We start from the raw sequence: 20,186 nt of genomic DNA, 5'->3' as shown, positions 1-20,186 counted from the left end.
CGAACTTTAAGGATGAAACACCATGCCAGATCCCGCCGCGAGCAGTATCCTGCAACATGCGCAGCGCGTCTTAGACACCGAAGCCGCCGCCCTGACCAAACTGGCGAGGCATTTACCACCTGATTTTCAGGCCGCAACCCAGGCTATGCTGGCCTGCAAAGGGCGGGTGATCGTTTCAGGCGTCGGGAAATCTGGCCATATCGGGCGCAAAATTGCGGCCACATTTGCCAGCACCGGCACACCCTCTTATTTCATCCATGCAACCGAAGCCAGCCATGGTGACCTTGGGATGATTGGCCCGCAGGATCTATGCCTGCTGATTTCCAATTCCGGCGAAACCGCCGAGCTGAAAGATATGATCGCGCATACGCGGCGGTTTTCAATTCCAATGGCCGCGATTTCCTCGAATGGTGGGAGCACGCTGAGCAAAGCCGCAACCTTCAAGCTCACGCTGCCCGATGCGCCCGAAGCCTGCCCGATTGGCCTGGCCCCAACCACCTCAACCACTTTAGCATTGGCCTTGGGCGATGCCCTCGCGGTTGCCTTGATGCAGCAGCGCAACTTTCGCACCGAAAACTTTCAAACCTTCCATCCCGGTGGCAAGCTGGGTGCACAAATGATGCGCGCGGGCCAGCTGATGCATGGTCCGGAAAAACTGCCGATTGTCTCAGCCAAAAGCTCGATGGCGGACACGTTGCTGGAAATGACATCAAAAGGCTTTGGCGTGGCCGCTTTAATTGAAAATAATACGCTCGCCGGGCTGATATCAGATGGGGATTTGCGCCGCCACATGCAGGGGTTGATGGATAAAACCGCAGCTGACATTGCCAGCCCAGCCCCGATCACAATCGCCAAAGATGATTTTGCAGCCGATGCTCTGCGGATAATGAACACGCATAAAATCTCGGTCCTTATCGTGGTGGATGACATTGGAACAGCCTGTGGAATATTGCATATCCACGATTTATTGCGCGCGGGCGTGGCATGAAAACCAGCATTATCATTCCCGCCCGCTATGCCAGCTCTCGTTTTCCCGGAAAACCGCTGGTGCAACTGAAACTGCCCAATGGCACGCAAAAATCACTGATCGAGCTCAGTTGGCAGGCAGCCCAAGCCGTTAAGGGCGTTGAGGATGTGTTTATCGCCACGGATGATCGCCGCATCGCCGAGGCTGCAGACATGTTTGGGGCCAAGGTTATCATGACATCAGAGCAATGCGCGAATGGCACCGAACGCTGCGCGGAAGCGGTGGAAAGGGCAAAATTGACCTCAGACCTGATCGTCAACTTGCAAGGTGATGCGCCGCTCACACCGGCTTGGTTTGTTGAAAAGCTCATCAAGGCGATGCAAGCCGATCCAACCGCAGAAATGGCCACGCCGGTTTTGCGCCTTGATCGTTTGACGCATGGGCATTTCTTGGAAGACCGCCGCAACGGGCGGGTGGGCGGTACCACCGTGGTTTTCGATAACAACCAGCACGCGCTGTATTTTTCAAAAGAGGTGTTGCCCTTTATCGATCTCAGCGCCCTGGCAAGCACAACCCCCCTGCCCGCCTTTCACCATGTGGGCGTTTACGCCTATCGGCCCAGCGCCTTGGGAGAGTATTTAACATGGCCGCAAGGTCCTTTAGAAGCTCTGGAAGGGTTGGAGCAGCTGCGCTTTTTGGAAAATGGGCGCAAGGTCAAATGCGTCGAAGTTGACGCGCGCGGCAAAGTGTTTTGGGAATTAAACAACCCTGAAGACGTGGGGCGGATAGAAAGCGTGATAGAGGGTTAATATGCAGGAAAAAATCATAACAGTGGGCGATATTGCCATTGGCGGCACCAACCCTTTCGCGCTGATCACAGGCCCCTGCCAGTTGGAAAGCCGTGATCACGCGTTCATGATGGCCGAAAAAATTGCCGAAGCCTGTGCAAAAAGTGGTACGCAATTCATCTTCAAAGCGAGCTATGATAAAGCCAATAGATCCTCAATAAACACGCAGCGAGGCCTTGGAATTGAAGAAGGTTTGCGGATCCTGAGCGATATACGCGCGGCATTTGGCTGCCCCATTCTAACCGATGTGCATGAGGCAGCGCAGTGCCAAACCGCCGGCACCGTGGTGGATATTTTGCAAATCCCCGCATTTTTATGCCGGCAAACCGATTTGCTTTTGGCGGCGGGAAAAACAGGCCGCGCAATCAACGTGAAAAAAGGCCAGTTTTTGGCGCCTTGGGATATGCAGAATGTCGCCGATAAAATCGCCAGCACCGGCAATGATCAAATTTTGCTCTGCGACCGGGGCACCTCGTTTGGCTATAACACCTTGGTCAGCGATTTTCGTGGTCTGCCGATTATGGCCAATACTGGTTATCCGGTTGTGTTTGACGCCACGCATTCGGTTCAACAACCGGGCGGGCAAGGTAATACATCAGGGGGTCAACGCGAATTCGCACCGGTTCTGGCCAGAGCCGCCTGCGCGGTTGGCATCGCTGCGCTGTTTATCGAAACCCATCAAGACCCGGACACCGCGCCAAGCGATGGCCCAAATATGATCCCTATTGATCAAATGGGTGATTTGATCAAAGAATTACGCGGGTTTGATGCGCTACGCAAAAGCCTTTTGAAAGCCTAAACCACTCTCTCTACGAGGCCAGAGATGGAAGCCAAAGCACGATAGAGGGAAAGCTGACCAAAAGCGCAATCGTCACCGCATCGGCAAGGAAAAACGGCATAACCCCTTTGAACACATCCTGAACGCTCAAATCATCGCGCACACCTGCCACCACAAAGCAGTTCAAACCGATAGGCGGCGTGATCAAGCAAAACTCGGCCATTTTTACCACCAGAATTCCAAACCAAATCGCGCACATCGTGCCAGACATGCCAAAGGCGCTATCTGCCGCAGAGACCATTTCCCCGCCATTCAGCGCCATCACCGCCGGATACACAACCGGCAAGGTCAGCAATAACATACCAATCGCATCCATAAACATGCCCAGCACCGCATAGGCCAATAAGATGCAGATCAAAATCAACATGGGCGCCATGTCCAACGATGTAATCCAATCCGAAAACGCATCGGGCAGTTTGGCAAAGCCCAAAAACCGCACGTAAATCAAAACACCCCAGATGATGGTGAAAATCATCACCGTCAGCTTTGCGGTTTCCAACAAGGCTTCACCCAACTGCTTCCAGCGCATCCCTCGATAGAGCGCCATCACAAACACGATAAACGCACCGACCGCGCCGCCTTCCGTGGGGGTGCCCCAAGCCTCGCCAAACGGGTTGTAAACGAAGAAAATAATGATCACCACAACGGCCACAATCGGCAGCGCCGGCGGTAGGCTTTCGAAGCGTTGGCGCCATGTGAACCCGGATACCGGCGGCCCCACGGTTTTAAAACTCACCGCGATCCCAATGATTAAAGTGGCATAGATGATGGCCGAAAAAGCGCCCGGAATGAAGCCCGCAAGCAACAGCTTGCCCACATCTTGCTCAACGATAATCGCATAGATCACCAGAATGGCAGAGGGCGGGATCAACGAGGCTAGCGTTCCCCCAGCGGCCACAACACCCGCCGCAAATTGCTTATTATAGCCAATTTTCAACATTTCCGGAATGGCGATCCGCGCAAACACCGCCGCCGTGGCAACCGAGGCGCCCGATACAGCCGCAAAGCCCGCAGTTGCAAACACCGTTGAGACCGCCAAGCCACCGGGCACCCAGGCAATCCAACGTTTAGCAGCTTCGAACAACGCCACGGTCAATTTTGCATAATAGGCCAGATAACCGATCAATATGAATACCGGAATTAGGCTTAAAACCTGCGCACTTACTTTTGAATGCGGCGTCAATCCCGCCACTTTCACGCTGATTTGTAAGGCTTTCCCGAACCGAGCAGGATCATAATCAAACCCATTCCACCGCAGCCAAACCAAGCCAACAAACCCCGCCATACCTGCCGCGAATGCCACGCGCATCCCCAGCAAAACCATAACCAGCATGCCTGCGCTGACATAGAGGCCGATCGTAATATTATCCATCAATCCGCCCCTTCCAGCGCCTGCGCTTCAAGCTTTGCCTGCTCGGCCACGCTTAGGCTCAAAGGAACGGCAACCGGGTTTTCCAAGCCAAAGATCAAAGCCCGGCCATAGCCAACCGCCTGCAACAGCAACCGTAGACACAACACCGCAAAGGCCACAGGAACAATAAGCTTCGAGGGCCAGACCGGAATGCCGATATCGACGGAGCTGTCACGGCTACACAACGGGCGGGCGCAGTCAAAAGAGCGGTCAAAATGCTCCCATGCTCCCCAAGTGAGAGCCATCATCAAGACCAAAATCATCAACACAGATAGCAGCTCAAACAGCCAAAGCACGCGCCCTTTTAAGGCCGAGACCACCATATCCATGCGTATATGGGTACCATCGCGTTGCACGTAAGAGACGCCCATTATCGCGATGACGGGCATTGCTGCTTCGATATAATCAACATAGCCCGCTAAAGGAGAGGCGAAAAATTTGCGACCTGTTACCGAATAAACGGCCAAAAACATCAATGAAAAAATCGCCAGTCCACTGATCAAGGCGCAAAATCGCTCAACCGGAAGCAAAGCGCGATCAAGCCGGCTCAGAAGGCTTGAATCTTCTAATACCGCAGCAGATCCTGCCATTTCACCCTCCGATCTTTTAGATATAAGCAGACCGCCCCTATCCGGGGCGGCCCAACATTGTTTTAAATCGGCTTAATTAGCCGCTTTGGCCTCTGCCAGAGTGGACATCACCAGATCATAGAGCTCTTGACCCGGCAGCCCTTGCGCTTCCATGTCAGCGATCCAAGTATCACGGATCGGATCTGCTGCTTTGGCGCGAAATGCATCGATCACATCGGCACTAATCTCAACTTTTGTCACGCCTTTCTCAGCCAAAACGGAATCCCATTTGGCCAGCAACTCACCATAATTGGCGACATAATGATCAAGCGCTTCCTGCACAGATCCATCCAACGCTTCGCGATGCGCATCTGACAAAGACTCATAGGCATCAATATTGACCACGACGGGGCAATTCACCGTACCCGGGTTCAAATTCGCCGTCCACCAATCGGCTTGGTTGATTGTGCCGAAGGACAAATGCGCGTGCTGCGCAAAGGCCACCGTATCAACAAGGCCAGATTCCATCGCTTGATAGGCTTCTGTTGCCGTCACCGATGTGGGAACGCTGCCCGCCGCAGCAAAGGCTTTTCCCAAACCGCCAGTGGCGCGCACCCGCATACCTTCAAAATCACTCAGCGTGGTTCTGGGCTCGCCTGTGCCAACCAAATTATATTGTGGCATCGGTGAGGTCATCAGCAGCTTCGCATTCCACTGCGCCATTTCTTTGGCGGCGGCGGGATGCGCATAAACCGCAGCAGAAACCGCCACTTCTTGCGCTAGATTTTCAACGCCCAAAAAGGGCAGTTCCAAAACGGTCACAACGCGGTTTTTATCGGCATGATAACCGGCACAGAACTGCGCCATTTCAAAAGCGCCAATGCTAATCCCATCAAGGTTTTCTCTGTTTTTGGACAAACCACCATAGCTGATATTCAGCGTAAATTCGCCGTTTGTCTTTTGCTCGAGCAATTCGCCCAATTTATGGACATGCTCTGTAAAGGCGCGGCGTTTTCCCCACACCGATACGTTCCATTCTTCTGCCAATGTTTCCGTTGCCAGCGCGCCCGCGATGGCAAAGACAAATAATTTAGGCATTAACGTTTTCATGATTTTCTCCCATTCTCACGTGCTCGTTAGCTGTAGCTAATAATCAATGCCTTCACAACCAGAACAAGCGTCACCTGGTTGCGCAAAGGCAGGGCACCCGCCTTTCGGCTAAAAAAATGAGCGTTGGTTAAAACGAGGCTGAAAAAATACTTTGATGGATCAGGTCAAACCACACGAAGCATAGGCACCGCTCTAAAGACCCCAAGAATATCGCAGCTGCACTGTTTCTAAACCGAAATTGGTTGCATAGATCCCCGCGTTCGAGCGGTGATCATAGCTCACTGCAAGCCGGCCTGCAGATCCAAAATCGTATCCGACTTCGATCCCTGAGCGAAATTCAACAGGGCCGCCCAGATCCTCGCCTGCGCCGCGTGCATAAAGCCCAGACATCAGGTGAAGCTGCGCAAAGATCGGCGCAGTTTTGCTGGCTGCTTCATAAAGCACACCCACGCCGGCCCAATAATCACGTCTCTGCGTTGCCGAGGCGCCATAGACCATACGCCATGGCCCGTAGGCCCGCCCTGTCTGTTTGCGAAGATAGACTTCTGTATCGACTTGATCCAATTGATAATAGACTTGGCCCGCAGAGATACTGATCCGCTGCGGCACTTGCGACTCGGCATAACAATTGGGCTTGCAGTCCGAAATTGAGATATCTGCAAACCCAGCGAGCAAGGTCAATACTGCAAAAGTTCCGTCCATAATATAGCCCACATCCAACTGGTATCTTCTACACCAGACAAGATTTACGCTGCTAGCGCAACGGAGTAAACCCAAAGTGATAAAAAACCTCTAGAGCGGGTTTAGAGGTTAAGAAATCCGCAAATGTGTCTGCCGCCTGAGTTGAATTTTGAGACAAAAGACCGATCGTGTAAATGATAGGCTCATGCGCTTCTTCGGGCACTGACGCCACTTTATGTACCGTGGTTTGCGCAACCAAATCTGAGGCGTAGACGATCGCAAGCCGTGCCTCATTCACCTGTGCCAGCCGCAACGCGGCGCGTACGTGATCGACCTGTAGGATCTGTGGTGCTAAATCGTTCCAGAGATCAAAATAGCTTAACGCCTGATGGGCATAGAGGCCCGCGGGCACGGAGCCCACATGCCCCACCGCCAAATAGCCGTCTGCTAAAGCGGCTTTGAAGGTTTCGCGGCGGGTAAAGTCAATATTTTGCTCAGGCTCAACGCTGCTGGCCACCACAAGTTGGTTTGAAAACGCGGGCCGCGCCCGTTTGATGAGGCCTTCTTTCTCAAGCAAACTGACCCAAGCGCGATTCGCAGAAATGATAAGATCTGCGGGCGCGCCAAATTGGATTTGCCGCGCCAAGGCACCGCTACTTGCCAGCGAAATAAGAACTGGCGGCCCCTCATGCGCCGCCGCATGCAGCGCCACAACCTCTTCTAACGCATCTTTTAAACTGGCAGCGGCGAAGATAACCAGAGGTTTTTGCGCCTGTTCCGCCACCGCTATGGCCGCTTTTAAACACAATAAAAAAACCAGAAAACCCAGGTGAAGATGAGGAATTCGAATACTCATTCGGGTTTTGCGGGCAGCTCCAAATCTGACCAATATTGGGAAAACTTTGGAAAATTCCACGTCATATGATAATGGCGCGACGTCACGGGCGTGCCAATTTTCATATCTTTCACCAATGAGGGCTTTAGGGCATGCCCCGAAAAGGTCAGCGCGACCTGTGATTTTCTGCGCGCCTGTACCCAAGGCAAGCGGCATATGAAACCAGAATAATCCCATCCCACGGTCATATATTCGGTGGTAAATTTACTGGCCAATGCACGCGGAAACACCCGCGTTTTTCCGCGGGCAAAATAACTGATAAACCGTTCATCCATTTTACAAATACGATCAAGAGGCCATTTATGGGTGATGCCACGCCAGCGCACATAGCCAAATTCTTTCTTAAACGCGTCGGGCAAGCCTGCAAATTCTCTTGGGTAGAAGGCCATAATCGGACTATTGCCGTAATAGTAATAATTCTTCGCGAGCAGCCGCGCCAAAGGCATGGCCCGCCACCAAGGAATATAATGCCCACGGCACATATACATCCCGCCGGTTTTTTCCACATCGGCAACTAATTTTGCCACATCGCCCAAAATCATCGTGTCCAAATCAAAAAATACGGTCGGCAGATCCGGACTTAAAACGCCCGGAACGAAAACAGACAGCTTCAGCCGACAGCCTTTTTTCATAGTTTCATACCAATCTCCCCAATCGGGAAAGGGTTGCACATCAATGAAATCACCCAATCCCTCTGGATCATCGGTCACGCATATAAACCGCACGTTTCGCGATGCCATTTTCTGCAGAGTTAAAAGCGTGTTGTTCACATGGTTCGCAGAATAACGATCGCCCCATTTCACCACCACAACCTGCATCATACTGAAACCTCTTTTTGTTTATCGCCTACATTCGCGCCGCCCATAATACCAACGGGCACGCGCTCTGTGCATAAAACGTTGCTCACCGCGCTGTCTAGCCCTAATCAATGTAACCCGTGCTCGCCAAGATACAGACCAGGATTCAGCCCAGAGCGTGGCTTTGTAAATCCACCCTGCCCGATTGACAGGGCTTAAGCCCGCGCACCCGGCCCATAGCATGCTGTCAACCTGTTGGCTCCACGCCTTTAGAGGCCGGTTTTACAACGCGGGTTTCTATCCAAATATTCATATAATTTGCACCAAAAATTACCAAAGCTCCGAGCACCACATAGATGTCAATCACCTCACCATATAGGCTAAAGCCCACCAACATGATCACCGGCAAACGCAATAAATCCACCGGCACCACAACGGTGGCCGGGGCTAAAGACAAGGCGCTGGTCAGGCATAGATGGGCAAATAATCCAGCGCAGGCAATCAGCACGACCCAAGGCATGTTGCTTAAAGATGGCAATGCGATATCGCCGTCAGCGCCCGCGCAAACGGCCCCAAAGACCAGCTGCATCAACGTCATGTAAAACAACACCGTCCAAATGGTTTCGCTGCGCGTCAATCGTTTTGTCGCCATAATGGATCCGGCAAATCCGATCGCGGCGATCGCACCGGCCACCACCCCCCAACTTAGCGTATCGGGCGTTGGGCGGGTGACCAGCAGCACCCCAAGCAACCCCAAAGCACCAGCCAATATGCGGGTTTTGCTCAATCGTTCGCCAAGCACCAAGGGAGCCAAGAGTAAAACCCATAAGGGCGCGGTGAACTCTAAGGCAAACACCTCGGCCAACGGCACCACAGTAATGGCAAAAAACCATAAATTCTGACCGGTGAAATGGCAGATATTACGCACCAGATGAACGGGTAGGTGCCGCGTTGAGATCGCCCTGATTTGGCCGAAATACAGACCAAAGGCCAACACCAAAGCCGCCCCGACCGCACTGCGAAACAGCATGATTTCAAACGTATCAAGTTGGAAGCTAACAGCGCGCCCGGCAACCGCCATGGCTGTAAAGCTTGCAATCGCCCCGAACATATAAATCGTGGCACGCAGCAAATGCGAGTTTTGAGTTGTCACCAGTTTCCACCTTCCTTTTGCCTTGCCAGACGGGCCAGGTTGTCTTGGCTTTGCAAACCCGTAGCGCTCTATCAGAACCCACCCTGCTAGAGGGAAGCGTCCGCGTTGTACAGACAAAACAAGGGCCTGCGCTGGTGCAAGGGGCGCATCGGGCGCGCCAGATTCAATTTGACCTTGGGCGCTGCACTGTCTACCTAGCTGAAAGATCTCGAGAGGCCCAACCGATGATATATTCTTCTGCAGAGCAATGGCAAAACGCGCCGCATAAACGGGTGGTACTTTTTGGCATGTCAGGTTTGGGCAAAACCTATATGTCCAATATTTTGCGCGACACCGGCAGTTGGTTTCACTATTCGGTCGATTATCGGATCGGCACGCATTACATGGGCGATTACATTACCGATAGCATCAAGCGCAAAGCGATGGATGTGCCCTATCTGCGCGAGCTTCTATTGTCTGACTCGATCTATCTGGCCTCAAACATCACCTTTGAGAACCTGGCCCCGCTATCCACTTACATGGGCAAACCGGGCGCTGAGGCAAATGGCGGCGTGCCGTTTCAAGAGTATCGCAAACGTCAAGAACAGCATCGCCGCTCGGAAATCGCCGCGTTACTCGACACGCCAGAATTTATCGGCCGTGCCGAAGATATATATCAATATGATCATTTTATCTGCGATTGCAGCGGCTCAATCTGCGAAGTTGTTGACCCATTTGATCGCGATGACCCTGTGCTAAAATCGCTTAGTGAAACTGCGCTTTTGGTTTGGATCAAGGGCAACGCAGCGCATACGCAAGAACTCGTTCAGCGTTTTGATAAAGCCCCCAAACCCATGTATTACCATCCTGATTTTCTTGTTGAAAAATGGACCCAATATCTTGCCGACCAAACCCTGCAAGAGCACCAAGTAAATCCAGATAGTTTCATTCGGTGGATATATGCCGAGGCTTTGGCGCATCGCCAGCCGCGCTATGAGGCAATGGCCAATTGGGGCGTTGCCGTTGACGCCTCTGAGGTTGCGCGCGCCAAAAGCGAAGAAGATTTTAGCGCTTTAATCGGCCAAGCGCTGGCCGCCAAAGCTGCCCGTTAACGGGTCTAGGAAAAATCTTTGTAAAGTAATTTGGGTATCAGAAAGACAAACAATGCCACTTAAAATTCCAGCGAACCTACCTGCCTTTCAAGTTTTGAAGCAAGAGGGCGTGATGGTGATGAGCGATGATGACGCTGCCCGACAAGATATCCGCCCCTTAAACATCGGTTTGCTGAATTTGATGCCCAAAAAAATTCAAACCGAAAACCAGTTTTCGCGCTTGATTGGCGCAACACCGCTGCAAATTAATCTATCTTTGATCCGGATGAGCGAACATCATACCAAAAACACCGCGGCAGAACATATGAGCAGCTTTTATCGTGCCTTCCAAGACGTCAAAGCAAGCGGTGAAAAATTTGATGGCCTGATCATCACCGGCGCGCCAATTGAGCATCTGCCCTTTGAGCAGGTGACCTATTGGGATGAGCTTCAAGAGGTGTTTGAGTGGACGCAATCGCATGTGCACGCAACCTTTGCCGTCTGTTGGGGTGCAATGGCGATGCTCAACCATTTTTATAAAATTCCCAAATATGATTTAACCGCAAAGGCTTTTGGATGCTTTGCACAAACTAATTTGGATCCTACCTCCCCTTTTCTGAGGGGGTTTTCAGATCAATGCGTTATCCCAGTGAGCCGCTGGACCGAAATCAGCCAAACCGATATCGATCACCATTCCGGCTTGACCACGCTTTTGGGTAGCCCCGAAGTTGGCCCCTGTTTGGTGCAAGATCCCGCTCGTCGCGCGTTGCACATTTTCAATCATTTTGAATATGACAGCGACACCCTGAAACAAGAATATGACCGCGATGTTGCGTCGGCGACAGATATCAACGTGCCGATCAATTATTATCCAAATAATGATCCGAGCAAAGCGCCGCAAAACCGATGGCGCAGCCATGCGCATTTACTTTACGGCAATTGGATCAATGAAATATATCAAACAACACCTTTTGATCCTGCCCAAATCGGTCAGCCCCCTTCAGACCAGCGTTAATTTTGCGCCTTTTGAGATAAGCGCCACGTATCGGGATCAATGGCTAGACAGGCCTCAACGGCCGCATTTGCAATCACTGAAACCGTTCCGTTTTCGGGATCAGTCACATTCATACCGCCTTTTACAATCGTTACATTTGCCCGCCCGCGGGGCAGCGATGCGGCAACCACCTGCGCATCCACACGCTCTGGGCACATGGCTGCAATGGTCACATTCACCTGCATCTCTGCATGATCCAACGCTAGACTGCGAAACAAAACCAGTGAACTGTGATGCAGCGCATCTTGTACCGCCCGACACGCCGCTTTCGTGTAATCTTCGCCGTAAAGATCATTGCCGCTGCCCATTTCCAGAATAATACGTTTCATTGCTGCAGCTCCAAATCAAAATAAACCAATATCGCGGCATTTGCGATGATCGTCGCCGGCCCGTCGGGCTGGTTTGGTCGCGGTATTTCCAACCCGCCAACAGCCCCTTTGATTGAAACGTGCCCATAAGGAAATAGAGCCTGTAAAGCCTTAAAATCCAAGGCATCGGGGTTTGGCACCGCGATTTCAACATCGATCAACATGGCTTCTTTTGGGAATCCGAACGCCTCCGCAAGACTGACTGAATTATGCCATAAGGCGTTTTCTATCGCCCGTTGCGCGGCCTTGGTGGAACTGCCGCTGCGCAGGGCCGTTCCCATCCCAAGTTCCATAAGCATTCGTTTCTTCGCCAATTTTATCCAACCTCTACCTGTGGAAACCCGTCTTCTTTTACCCAAGGCCCTCGGGTAAATTATCGCAAGTCTTTCACAGGCCCTCAGGAATGGAAAGCGCCAAAGGCAGCCATATTTTAAAAGCAAATGTCCAATTACGACACAGCGTCGCAAATAAGCCAGACTATGAGGCTACAAGCTTCAAAACTTGACCCACAGGTTCAAGGATTTGGCATATGCAAGCTGAAGCTTCGATTATTCAACTGATCTGCTGCACCATTGGCGCGGAACGCGGCCGAGCGGCCCGCGGTGCTCCGATCAGTTAGACGCAACCCGCGCCATTTCAAGTTGACAAATCACTTTTCGGACGAAGCTATGACAGAACAAATTATCCGCCGTGCAGGAGGGCGCTCTGCCCGAAGATCTGCGCGCAATGCCCCCCTCGCAGATCACTTGCGCCCCGTACGCGCCGGCCTTGAAGGCGGGCGATTTAACCCGCTGAGCCCACAAGCTGAAGACCGCATACACGCAGCTGTGCTTGACGCTTTGGAACAAATCGGCTTGGCCGACGCCCCCCCCAGCGGCATCGAATATATGAGGAATGCCGGCGCAATTTTAGGCAATGATGGCCGCCTTCGCTTCCCGCGCAGTTTGATCGAAGACACCATCGCGCGGGCAAACCGCTCGATCACGCTTTACGGGCGGGATCCAAAACATGATCTGGAATTATCGGGAAGTCGGGTGCATTATGGAACCGCGGGGGCTGCGGTCCATGTGGTCGATGTCGATGGGCGCGCTTATCGCGAAAGCACGGTGCAAGATTTATTTGATGCAGCCCGGATAACCGACACGCTCGACAATATTCATTTTCTGCAACGCCCGATGGTGTGCCGTGATATCCCCGATAACAGAGAGTTGGATCTCAACACCGTGTATGCCTGTAGCGCAGGCACAACCAAACATATCGGAACCTCTTTCACAGAACCTAGTTTTGCCGCAGATGCGTTGGAGATGTTGCATCTGATCGCAGGCGGAGAAGACGCGTGGCGCGCGCGTCCCTTCATGTCAAATTCAAACTGCTTTGTGGTTCCGCCGATGAAATTTGCCACCGAAAGCTGCCTGGTGATGGAACGCTGCATCGCGGGCGGCATGCCAATTTTATTGCTCAGCGCTGGGCAAGCCGGGGCCACAGCGCCGGCCCCTATTGCGGGTGCTATCGTGCAAGCGGTTGCCGAATGCCTGGCCGGGTTGGTCTATGTAAACGCGGTACAACCTGGGCATCCGGCGATATTTGGAACCTGGCCGTTTGTGTCAGATTTGCGCACAGGCGCAATGTCTGGGGGCAGCGGCGAACAGGCGCTTCTCAGCGCAGGATGCGCGCAAATGCATCGGTATTACGACTTGCCCGGCGGCGCTGCGGCGGGGATCGCGGATGCAAAACTTCCCGATATGCAAGCCGGCTGGGAGCAGGCGACGTCAAATGTAATGGCTGGCTTATCGGGGCTGAATATGGTCTATGAAGCCGCTGGAATGCACGCATCGCTTTTAGGCTTCTGCCTGGAATCGCTTATTTTGGGCGATGATTTGATCGGCCAAGCTTTGCGCTGCGTGCGCGGTATCGAGGTCACAGAAGACACGGTCAGCGTTGACGTGATCCGCGCCACCTGTTTGGAGGGGCCCGGCCATTACCTCGGCTCTGATCAGACCTTGGCCTTGATGCAAACCGAATATATTTATCCCGCGTTAGGCGATCGGACCTCGCCAAAAGAATGGGAAGAATTGGGTAAGCCAGATCTGCTTCAAAAAGCCACGGCGCGCAAAAGTGAAATTTTATCGCGCCCTTCCGCGGCCCGCTTTGACCCCGCGATCGACAGCGTCATACGCGATAGGTTTAAGATCCACCTGCCCGCTTAGCGCCTGCAGAATATCAGGGAAATCGCAATCGGGGCTTGATCCAGCGCTGTAATCCTATTTTTCGCCCAATTGGGCCCTATCTGCTCTGGCCTTTTGGGGCCAGAGCAGATAGGCGAGCCGCAACTAAAGATACAAAAGGGCACCAAATATGGATCTTCGCAATATTGCGATCATCGCGCATGTTGATCATGGCAAAACCACCCTCGTGGATGAATTGCTGAAACAGTCGGGCGCTTTTCGCGCCAATCAAGCCGTGGCCGAGCGCGCCATGGACAGCAATGATCTGGAACGCGAGCGCGGCATCACCATTTTGGCCAAAGCCACGTCGGTGGAATGGAAAACCACCCGGATCAACATCGTTGACACGCCTGGCCACGCCGATTTTGGCGGTGAAGTTGAACGCATTCTCAGCATGGTCGATGGTGTGGTTCTGCTCGTCGATGCGGCAGAGGGTCCAATGCCGCAAACCAAATTCGTTACGGCCAAAGCTTTGGCTTTGGGCCTGCGCCCGATCGTTGTGCTCAACAAGGTGGATAAACCCGACGCCGAGCCCGATCGTGCGTTGGATGAATGTTTTGATTTATTCGCCTCGCTTGGCGCCAATGATGATCAGCTTGATTTTCCCCATATGTACGCCTCTGGCCGCGCGGGTTGGGCAGATCATGAGCTTGATGGCCCGCGTAAAGATCTCTCAGCCCTGTTTGATCTGGTTGTGAACCACGTATATGCGCCCAAACAAACCGCTCAAATCGGCAATGATTTTCAAATGCTGGCCACCACATTGGGCAATGACCCTTTTGTTGGGCGCATTTTGACCGGCCGGGTAGAGAGCGGCAGCTTGAAGGTTGGCGCCACCATCCAAGCGCTGACCCGGTTGGGCCAAAAAATCGAACAATTCCGCGTTACGCGCATACAAGCCTTCCGCGGCCTTGCGCCGCAAGATATTGAACTGGCCGAGGCCGGCGATATCGTCTCGCTGGCCGGTATGAGCAAAGCCACGGTTTCAGATACGCTCTGCGCCTTAGCCGTTGATACGCCGCTGCATGCCCAGCCCATCGACCCGCCAACGATCACGGTCACCTTTGGCATCAATGACAGCCCACTTGCCGGACGCGAAGGCAAGAAAGTGCAAAGCCGCGTGATCCGCGAGCGCTTGCTGAAAGAAGCCGAAAGCAATGTTGCAATCAAAATCAGTGAAACCCCCGGGGGAGAGGCGTTTGAAGTCGCCGGTCGCGGCGAATTGCAAATGGGTGTTTTGATCGAGAATATGCGCCGCGAAGGCTTCGAATTATCAATCTCACGCCCACAAGTTTTGATGCGCGAAGGCGAAAACGGCGAGCGCCTTGAGCCAATTGAAGAAGTGACGATCGATGTAGATGATGAATATTCCGGCACTGTGATCGAAAAAATCACCGGCACGCGCAAAGGCGATCTGGCGGAAATGAACCAGACGGGCAATGGCAAAACGCGGATTATCGCCCATGTTCCTTCACGCGGATTGATCGGATATTATGGCGAGTTCTTAACCGACACCCGCGGAACGGGCGTGTTGAACCGGGTGTTCCACGAATGGGCACCGTTTCGCGGAACTATACCCGGGCGCCGCGCCGGTGTGTTGATTTCTATGGAAAACGGCGTCTCCGTTGCTTATGCACTCTGGAATCTAGAAGAGCGGGGCCGTATGTTTATCGGCGCTCAAGCGCCTATTTATCAGGGCATGATTATCGGAGAACATAGCCGAGATAATGACCTTGAGGTAAACCCGCTTAAGGGCAAAAAGCTCACCAATGTCCGTGCGTCGGGAACCGATGATGCGGTCAGGCTGACCACGCCGATTCAAATGTCGTTGGAAGAGGCCATTGCCTATATTGATGATGATGAGTTGGTCGAGGTGACGCCCCAGTCCATCCGCCTGCGCAAACGGTATCTAGATCCGCATGAGCGCAAACGGATGTCAAAAACAAAATAAATGAAAGGGCGTGCAATGCACGCCCTTTATCGTTAGGCCTCTGCGCCGCCGTTAAGCCTGTAATAAGGCTTCAACCGCCTCAACCGCCTGCGCGGCATTGCTGATATCGCTGCCACCGCCTTGCGCCATATCGGGGCGACCACCGCCGCCTTTGCCGCCCAAAAACGGCACCGCAGCTTTGACCATATCAACCGCCGAGATGCGACCGAGCAAATCGCTTGAAACGCCCGCGCACACCGCCACTTTACCCCCTAGATCTGCGATCAAAAGCACCGCGACCGATCCGATTGACGCCTTGTGGCTGTCAATCAGAGCCGGCAAATCTTTGCCCGAAACGCCGCTGACAACTTGCCCTAAAAACGCAACCCCATTCACCTCTTTGGCCTGCGGCGCATCCGCTTGGCCCGCCCCGCCGGCCAATGCAAGTTCACGGCGCAATTGTGCCACTTCATTCGCAAGCGTTTTGCGTTCCTCCAGCAACGCCGCCACGCGACCCTCCAAATCGGGCATCGGTGCTTTCAACGCGCTTGCCAGCCCTGAAACGACCGCGCTTTGCTGGGCAAGATGCGCGGATGCCGCGGCCCCTGTCAACGCCTCAACGCGGCGCACGCCGGCGCTGCTGGCGCTATCGGATAATATCACAAACCCGCCAATATCACCGGTTTGCGCAACATGCGTGCCTCCACAAAGCTCTAAAGAATAGGTTGTTTGATCAATGCCTTTGCCAGATTCTTTGGCCTGGCCCATCGACACAACGCGCACCTCATCACCATATTTTTCCCCAAACAGCGCTTGTGCGCCGATGGCACGGGCATCATCAGGTGTCATGATGCGGGTGGTAACAGCGCTATTTTGCCGGATATACGCATTCACTTCGGTTTCTACGATTTGCAACTCTTGCGCCGTTAAGGCCTTGGCATGGCTGAAATCAAACCGCAAACGATCGGCAGCATTTAGTGAGCCGCGCTGTGCAACATGCGCGCCCAAATGGCCGCGCAACGCCTCGTGCAGCAAATGCGTGGCGGAATGGTTTCCGCGGATCGCGCTGCGCCGCTCGTGATCCACTGCCACCGAGCAGCCGATCCCGGGTTGCAAATGCCCGCTGGTAATTTCTGCATAATGCAGGAAAACACCCGCCACTTTCTTGGTATCGGTGATCCTCGCGGTGCCGGTTTCACAGCTTAGCACCCCTTGGTCACCCACCTGACCACCGCTTTCGGCGTAAAACGGCGATTGATTTAACACCACAAGAACGCTTTCGCCGATTTGCGCCTGCGCAAGGTTTTTACCATCGCTCACAAGGTTCAAAATTTGCGCCTCGGCGCTTTCGGTATCATAACCCAGAAAATCGGTGGTGCCATATTGCTCAGCAATATCGAACCAAAGGCTTGAATCTGCAGCCTCGCCCGTGCCCGACCAAGCGGCGCGCGCTTTTGCCTTTTGATCGGCCATAGCGGCCTCAAACCCCGGCAAATCAACGCTTCTGCCTTTTTCGCGCAAAGCATCTTGGGTTAAATCAAGCGGAAACCCATAGGTATCGTAGAGTTTAAACGCTGCTTGGCCAGACAATTCAGCGGCTTGCGGCAAACCGGCCACCTCATCATCTAACAGCTTCAAGCCGCGCTCTAACGTTTGCCGGAAGCGGGTTTCTTCTAACTGCAAGGTTTCTTCTATCAACGCTTGAGCTTGCACCAATTCAGGATAAGCGGCGCCCATTTGCGACACCAGCGCCGGAACCAACCGATGCATCATCGGGTCTTTCACCCCCAGAAGATGCACATGCCGCATCGCGCGGCGCATAATACGGCGCAACACATAGCCGCGCCCATCATTCGAGGGCATAACGCCATCAGCCATTAGAAAGGAAGTCGAGCGTAAATGATCGGCAATGACCCTGTGATGGGTTTTCCCCGGCCCATCGGGATCATTGCTCGACGCATCGGCGCTGGCTTCAATCAACGCGCGCATCAGATCCGTATCATAATTATCATGCTTACCTTGCAGCAGCGCCGCAATCCGCTCAAGCCCCATCCCGGTATCAATCGATTGTTGATCCAGCGCCGTCATCGATCCATCTTCAAATTGTTCATTCTGCATGAAGACCAAGTTCCAGATCTCGATAAAGCGGTCACCGTCTTCTTCGGGGCTGCCGGGAGGCCCCCCCCAAATGTGATCGCCGTGATCATAAAAAATCTCAGTGCACGGGCCGCAGGGCCCCGTGGGACCCATCATCCAAAAATTATCATTCGTGGCAATGCGGATAATCCTATCATCGCCTAAGCCCGCAACTTTCTTCCAGATTGCGGCAGCCTCTTCATCGGTATGATAAACCGTGACCAGCAGCTTGGATTTATCGATGTCAAACTCTTTTGTTAACAGCTCCCACGCGAAAGGGATCGCCTCGGTTTTAAAATAATCGCCGAAACTAAAATTTCCCAGCATTTCAAAAAATGTATGATGGCGGGCGGTGTAGCCCACATTATCAAGATCGTTGTGTTTGCCCCCAGCGCGAACGCATTTCTGCGAAGTCGTTGCCCTCTGGTAATCGCGCTTTTCAACGCCAGTAAATAGGTTTTTGAACTGCACCATACCGGAATTTGCGAACATCAATGTCGGGTCATTGCGCGGCACCAACGGGCTGGAGGCCACAACCGCGTGATCATTTTTGGCAAAGTAATTCAAAAACGTACTTCGGATATCATTCATCGTGGCCATAAGCTGCCCTTTTCATTGCGCATTCTCTGCCGCACCCTCTAGCCTTTTGCCCAGATTTTGTCCACCGGTCCTGCTGTACTCGTAGGGGTATATTCCAAATAAAAAAGGCCGCTGGCGCGCGCCAACAGCCTAACTTACCTTTGGTTCTAATTGGGCCCTAGCCTTCTAAGACGCTGTCTCCACCATCGCTGAGCGAATTATCGGCTAAATTTTTCTCTAAATCAAAATCAAGCCCATGCGCAGCGCGAATTTTATCTTCAATCTCAAACGCTATTGCTTTGTTTTCGGATAAAAACACTTTTGCATTTTCGCGACCTTGGCCAATACGCTCATCCCCGAAACTATACCAAGCCCCAGATTTATCAACGATTCCAGCTTTCACGCCCAAATCCAGCAATTCCCCATTCTTGGAGATGCCCTCGCCGTACATAATATCAAATTCAACTTGTTTGAACGGAGGCGCAACTTTATTTTTAACAACTTTGACCCGCGTGGCGTTTCCAACCACTTCATCACGGTCTTTGATCGCGCCAATGCGGCGAATATCCAGCCGCACTGAACTGTAAAATTTCAACGCATTGCCGCCCGTGGTGGTTTCAGGGCTGCCAAACATCACGCCGATTTTCATCCGAATTTGGTTGATAAAAATCACCATGCAATTGCTGCGGCTGATGGATCCCGTTAATTTGCGCATCGCTTGACTCATCAAACGCGCTTGAACGCCAACGCTGCTATCCCCCATATCGCCCTCTAATTCTGATTTGGGCGTTAAAGCCGCCACAGAATCAACAACAACCATATTCACCGCCCCAGAGCGCACCAGCGTATCGGTGATTTCCAACGCTTGCTCGCCTGTATCGGGCTGGCTGATCAATAATTCATCAAGATCAACGCCAAGCTTTTTTGCATATTGGGGATCCAACGCGTGTTCCGCATCGACAAAGGCGCAAACGCCACCTTTTTTCTGTTCTTCTGCAACGCAATGCAAGGTTAACGTGGTTTTCCCCGAGCTTTCAGGACCATAAATCTCAATGATCCGGCCTTTGGGCAAGCCCCCGATACCAAGCCCAATATCCAGCCCAAGCGAGCCGGTTGATGTGCTTTCAATCTGTTGTATTGCGTTTTCGCCGCCCAACTTCATGATCGAGCCTTTGCCAAACTGACGCTCAATTTGGCTTAATGCGCTGTCTAATGCTTTTTGTTTGTCATCATTTTTTTTATTGGTCATGGAAAGTAAATCTGCCATATCGTTTACGCCTTTTCCGGTTATTTCACAGCCAAGGCCCCACGGCAATCACTGCTTTGTTCTGCTCATGTTCCTATATGGGGGTAAAAAGAGAACATTTCAACAGTTTTCTCAGTGAGGGTCTCGCAAAAGGGTTAATCAACCCTTTATATTTTATCAAAAACTTTTTGCGCTTTCGGCAGTTTTAGCCGAAATTTAGGGCCTTAATGAACCTATGCGCAGCGCAACCCTTCGCCGGCCCTCCCAAAAATTTGGCAAAGCAATCAGCACTTGCGACAGGCGCAGGTG

18 protein-coding genes are annotated in these 20,186 nt (G+C 52.7%); 7 read left to right on the top strand and 11 right to left on the bottom strand.

The window, feature by feature from the left end; translation table 11 throughout:
* Positions 1-22: 22 nt before the first annotated feature.
* The 3 genes from UM181_10985 to kdsA are packed head-to-tail and all read left to right on the top strand — an operon-like array spanning position 23 to position 2,614.
* Positions 23-988 (top strand): KpsF/GutQ family sugar-phosphate isomerase, encoded by a 966-nt coding sequence (locus UM181_10985; protein ID WQC61856.1) that lies wholly within the window; start codon positions 23-25, stop codon positions 986-988.
* Positions 985-1,776 carry a manno-octulosonate cytidylyltransferase gene (locus UM181_10980; GenBank protein ID WQC61855.1) on the top strand — a complete coding sequence of 264 codons (792 nt, stop codon included), beginning with the start codon at positions 985-987 and terminating at the stop codon, positions 1,774-1,776. Before UM181_10985 ends, UM181_10980 begins: the two co-directional genes overlap by 4 nt.
* A gap of 1 nt (position 1,777) precedes the next feature.
* Positions 1,778-2,614, top strand: coding sequence for a 3-deoxy-8-phosphooctulonate synthase (kdsA, locus tag UM181_10975; protein ID WQC61854.1), 837 nt, complete (start codon positions 1,778-1,780; stop codon positions 2,612-2,614).
* A gap of 10 nt (positions 2,615-2,624) precedes the next feature.
* On the opposite strand, the gene UM181_10970 is transcribed toward kdsA, so the two are convergent.
* From UM181_10970 to UM181_10940, 7 genes are all read right to left on the bottom strand, one after another.
* Positions 2,625-4,025, bottom strand: a complete 1,401-nt coding sequence (locus tag UM181_10970; GenBank protein ID WQC61853.1) for a TRAP transporter large permease — start codon at positions 4,023-4,025, stop codon at positions 2,625-2,627.
* A complete protein-coding gene (locus UM181_10965) occupies positions 4,025-4,654 on the bottom strand; it encodes a TRAP transporter small permease (GenBank protein WQC61852.1) in 630 nt (209 codons plus the stop codon). The genes UM181_10970 and UM181_10965 overlap by 1 nt, the downstream gene beginning before the upstream one ends.
* 72 nt (positions 4,655-4,726) lie before the next feature.
* Positions 4,727-5,743, bottom strand: coding sequence for a TRAP transporter substrate-binding protein DctP (dctP, locus tag UM181_10960; protein ID WQC61851.1), 1,017 nt, complete (start codon positions 5,741-5,743; stop codon positions 4,727-4,729).
* A gap of 192 nt (positions 5,744-5,935) precedes the next feature.
* Positions 5,936-6,445, bottom strand: a complete 510-nt coding sequence (locus UM181_10955; GenBank protein WQC61850.1) for an acyloxyacyl hydrolase — start codon at positions 6,443-6,445, stop codon at positions 5,936-5,938.
* Positions 6,446-6,497: 52 nt separating this feature from the next.
* The gene (gene modA, locus UM181_10950; protein WQC61849.1) at positions 6,498-7,280 is read right to left on the bottom strand and encodes a molybdate ABC transporter substrate-binding protein; all 783 of its coding nucleotides are present in this window, start codon (positions 7,278-7,280) and stop codon (positions 6,498-6,500) included.
* Positions 7,277-8,140, bottom strand: coding sequence for a hypothetical protein (locus tag UM181_10945; GenBank protein ID WQC61848.1), 864 nt, complete (start codon positions 8,138-8,140; stop codon positions 7,277-7,279). The genes modA and UM181_10945 overlap by 4 nt, the downstream gene beginning before the upstream one ends.
* 223 nt (positions 8,141-8,363) lie before the next feature.
* Entirely contained in the window at positions 8,364-9,227 is an 864-nt protein-coding gene (locus UM181_10940) for a DMT family transporter (protein ID WQC64738.1), read from the bottom strand.
* Between the two features lie 266 nt (positions 9,228-9,493).
* On the opposite strand from UM181_10940, the gene UM181_10935 reads away from it, so the two are divergent.
* Positions 9,494-10,360 carry an ATPase gene (locus UM181_10935; protein WQC61847.1) on the top strand — a complete coding sequence of 289 codons (867 nt, stop codon included), beginning with the start codon at positions 9,494-9,496 and terminating at the stop codon, positions 10,358-10,360.
* 52 nt (positions 10,361-10,412) lie between these two features.
* A complete protein-coding gene (metA, locus tag UM181_10930; GenBank protein ID WQC61846.1) occupies positions 10,413-11,354 on the top strand; it encodes a homoserine O-succinyltransferase in 942 nt (313 codons plus the stop codon).
* Here the strand turns inward: metA and UM181_10925 are convergent.
* A complete protein-coding gene (locus tag UM181_10925; protein WQC61845.1) occupies positions 11,351-11,722 on the bottom strand; it encodes a Lin0512 family protein in 372 nt (123 codons plus the stop codon). The two genes, metA and UM181_10925, sit on opposite strands and share 4 nt — an antisense overlap.
* Positions 11,719-12,060 carry a Lin0512 family protein gene (locus UM181_10920; GenBank protein WQC61844.1) on the bottom strand — a complete coding sequence of 114 codons (342 nt, stop codon included), beginning with the start codon at positions 12,058-12,060 and terminating at the stop codon, positions 11,719-11,721. The genes UM181_10925 and UM181_10920 overlap by 4 nt, the downstream gene beginning before the upstream one ends.
* Before the next feature lie 369 nt (positions 12,061-12,429).
* Here UM181_10920 and UM181_10915 point away from each other — a divergent pair, with 369 nt between their 5' ends.
* Both UM181_10915 and typA read left to right on the top strand, forming a co-directional pair.
* Positions 12,430-13,968, top strand: a complete 1,539-nt coding sequence (locus UM181_10915) for a trimethylamine methyltransferase family protein (protein WQC61843.1) — start codon at positions 12,430-12,432, stop codon at positions 13,966-13,968.
* Between the two features lie 148 nt (positions 13,969-14,116).
* Positions 14,117-15,937 carry a translational GTPase TypA gene (typA, locus tag UM181_10910; protein WQC61842.1) on the top strand — a complete coding sequence of 607 codons (1,821 nt, stop codon included), beginning with the start codon at positions 14,117-14,119 and terminating at the stop codon, positions 15,935-15,937.
* A gap of 51 nt (positions 15,938-15,988) precedes the next feature.
* On the opposite strand, the gene alaS is transcribed toward typA, so the two are convergent.
* On the bottom strand, positions 15,989-18,652 hold the full coding sequence (gene alaS, locus UM181_10905; GenBank protein ID WQC61841.1) for an alanine--tRNA ligase: 2,664 nt from the start codon (positions 18,650-18,652) through the stop codon (positions 15,989-15,991).
* 157 nt (positions 18,653-18,809) lie between these two features.
* Complete coding sequence (gene recA, locus UM181_10900) at positions 18,810-19,898, bottom strand: recombinase RecA (protein WQC61840.1); 1,089 nt, start codon at positions 19,896-19,898, stop codon at positions 18,810-18,812.
* Positions 19,899-20,186 lie beyond the last annotated feature (288 nt).

The organism is Alphaproteobacteria bacterium US3C007 (assembly GCA_034423775.1).
Classification (GTDB): Bacteria; Pseudomonadota; Alphaproteobacteria; order Rhodobacterales; family Rhodobacteraceae; genus Thalassovivens; species Thalassovivens spotae.
The sequence above is the reverse complement of the archived record's forward strand: the minus strand, read 5'-3'. Positions and strand labels throughout refer to the sequence as shown.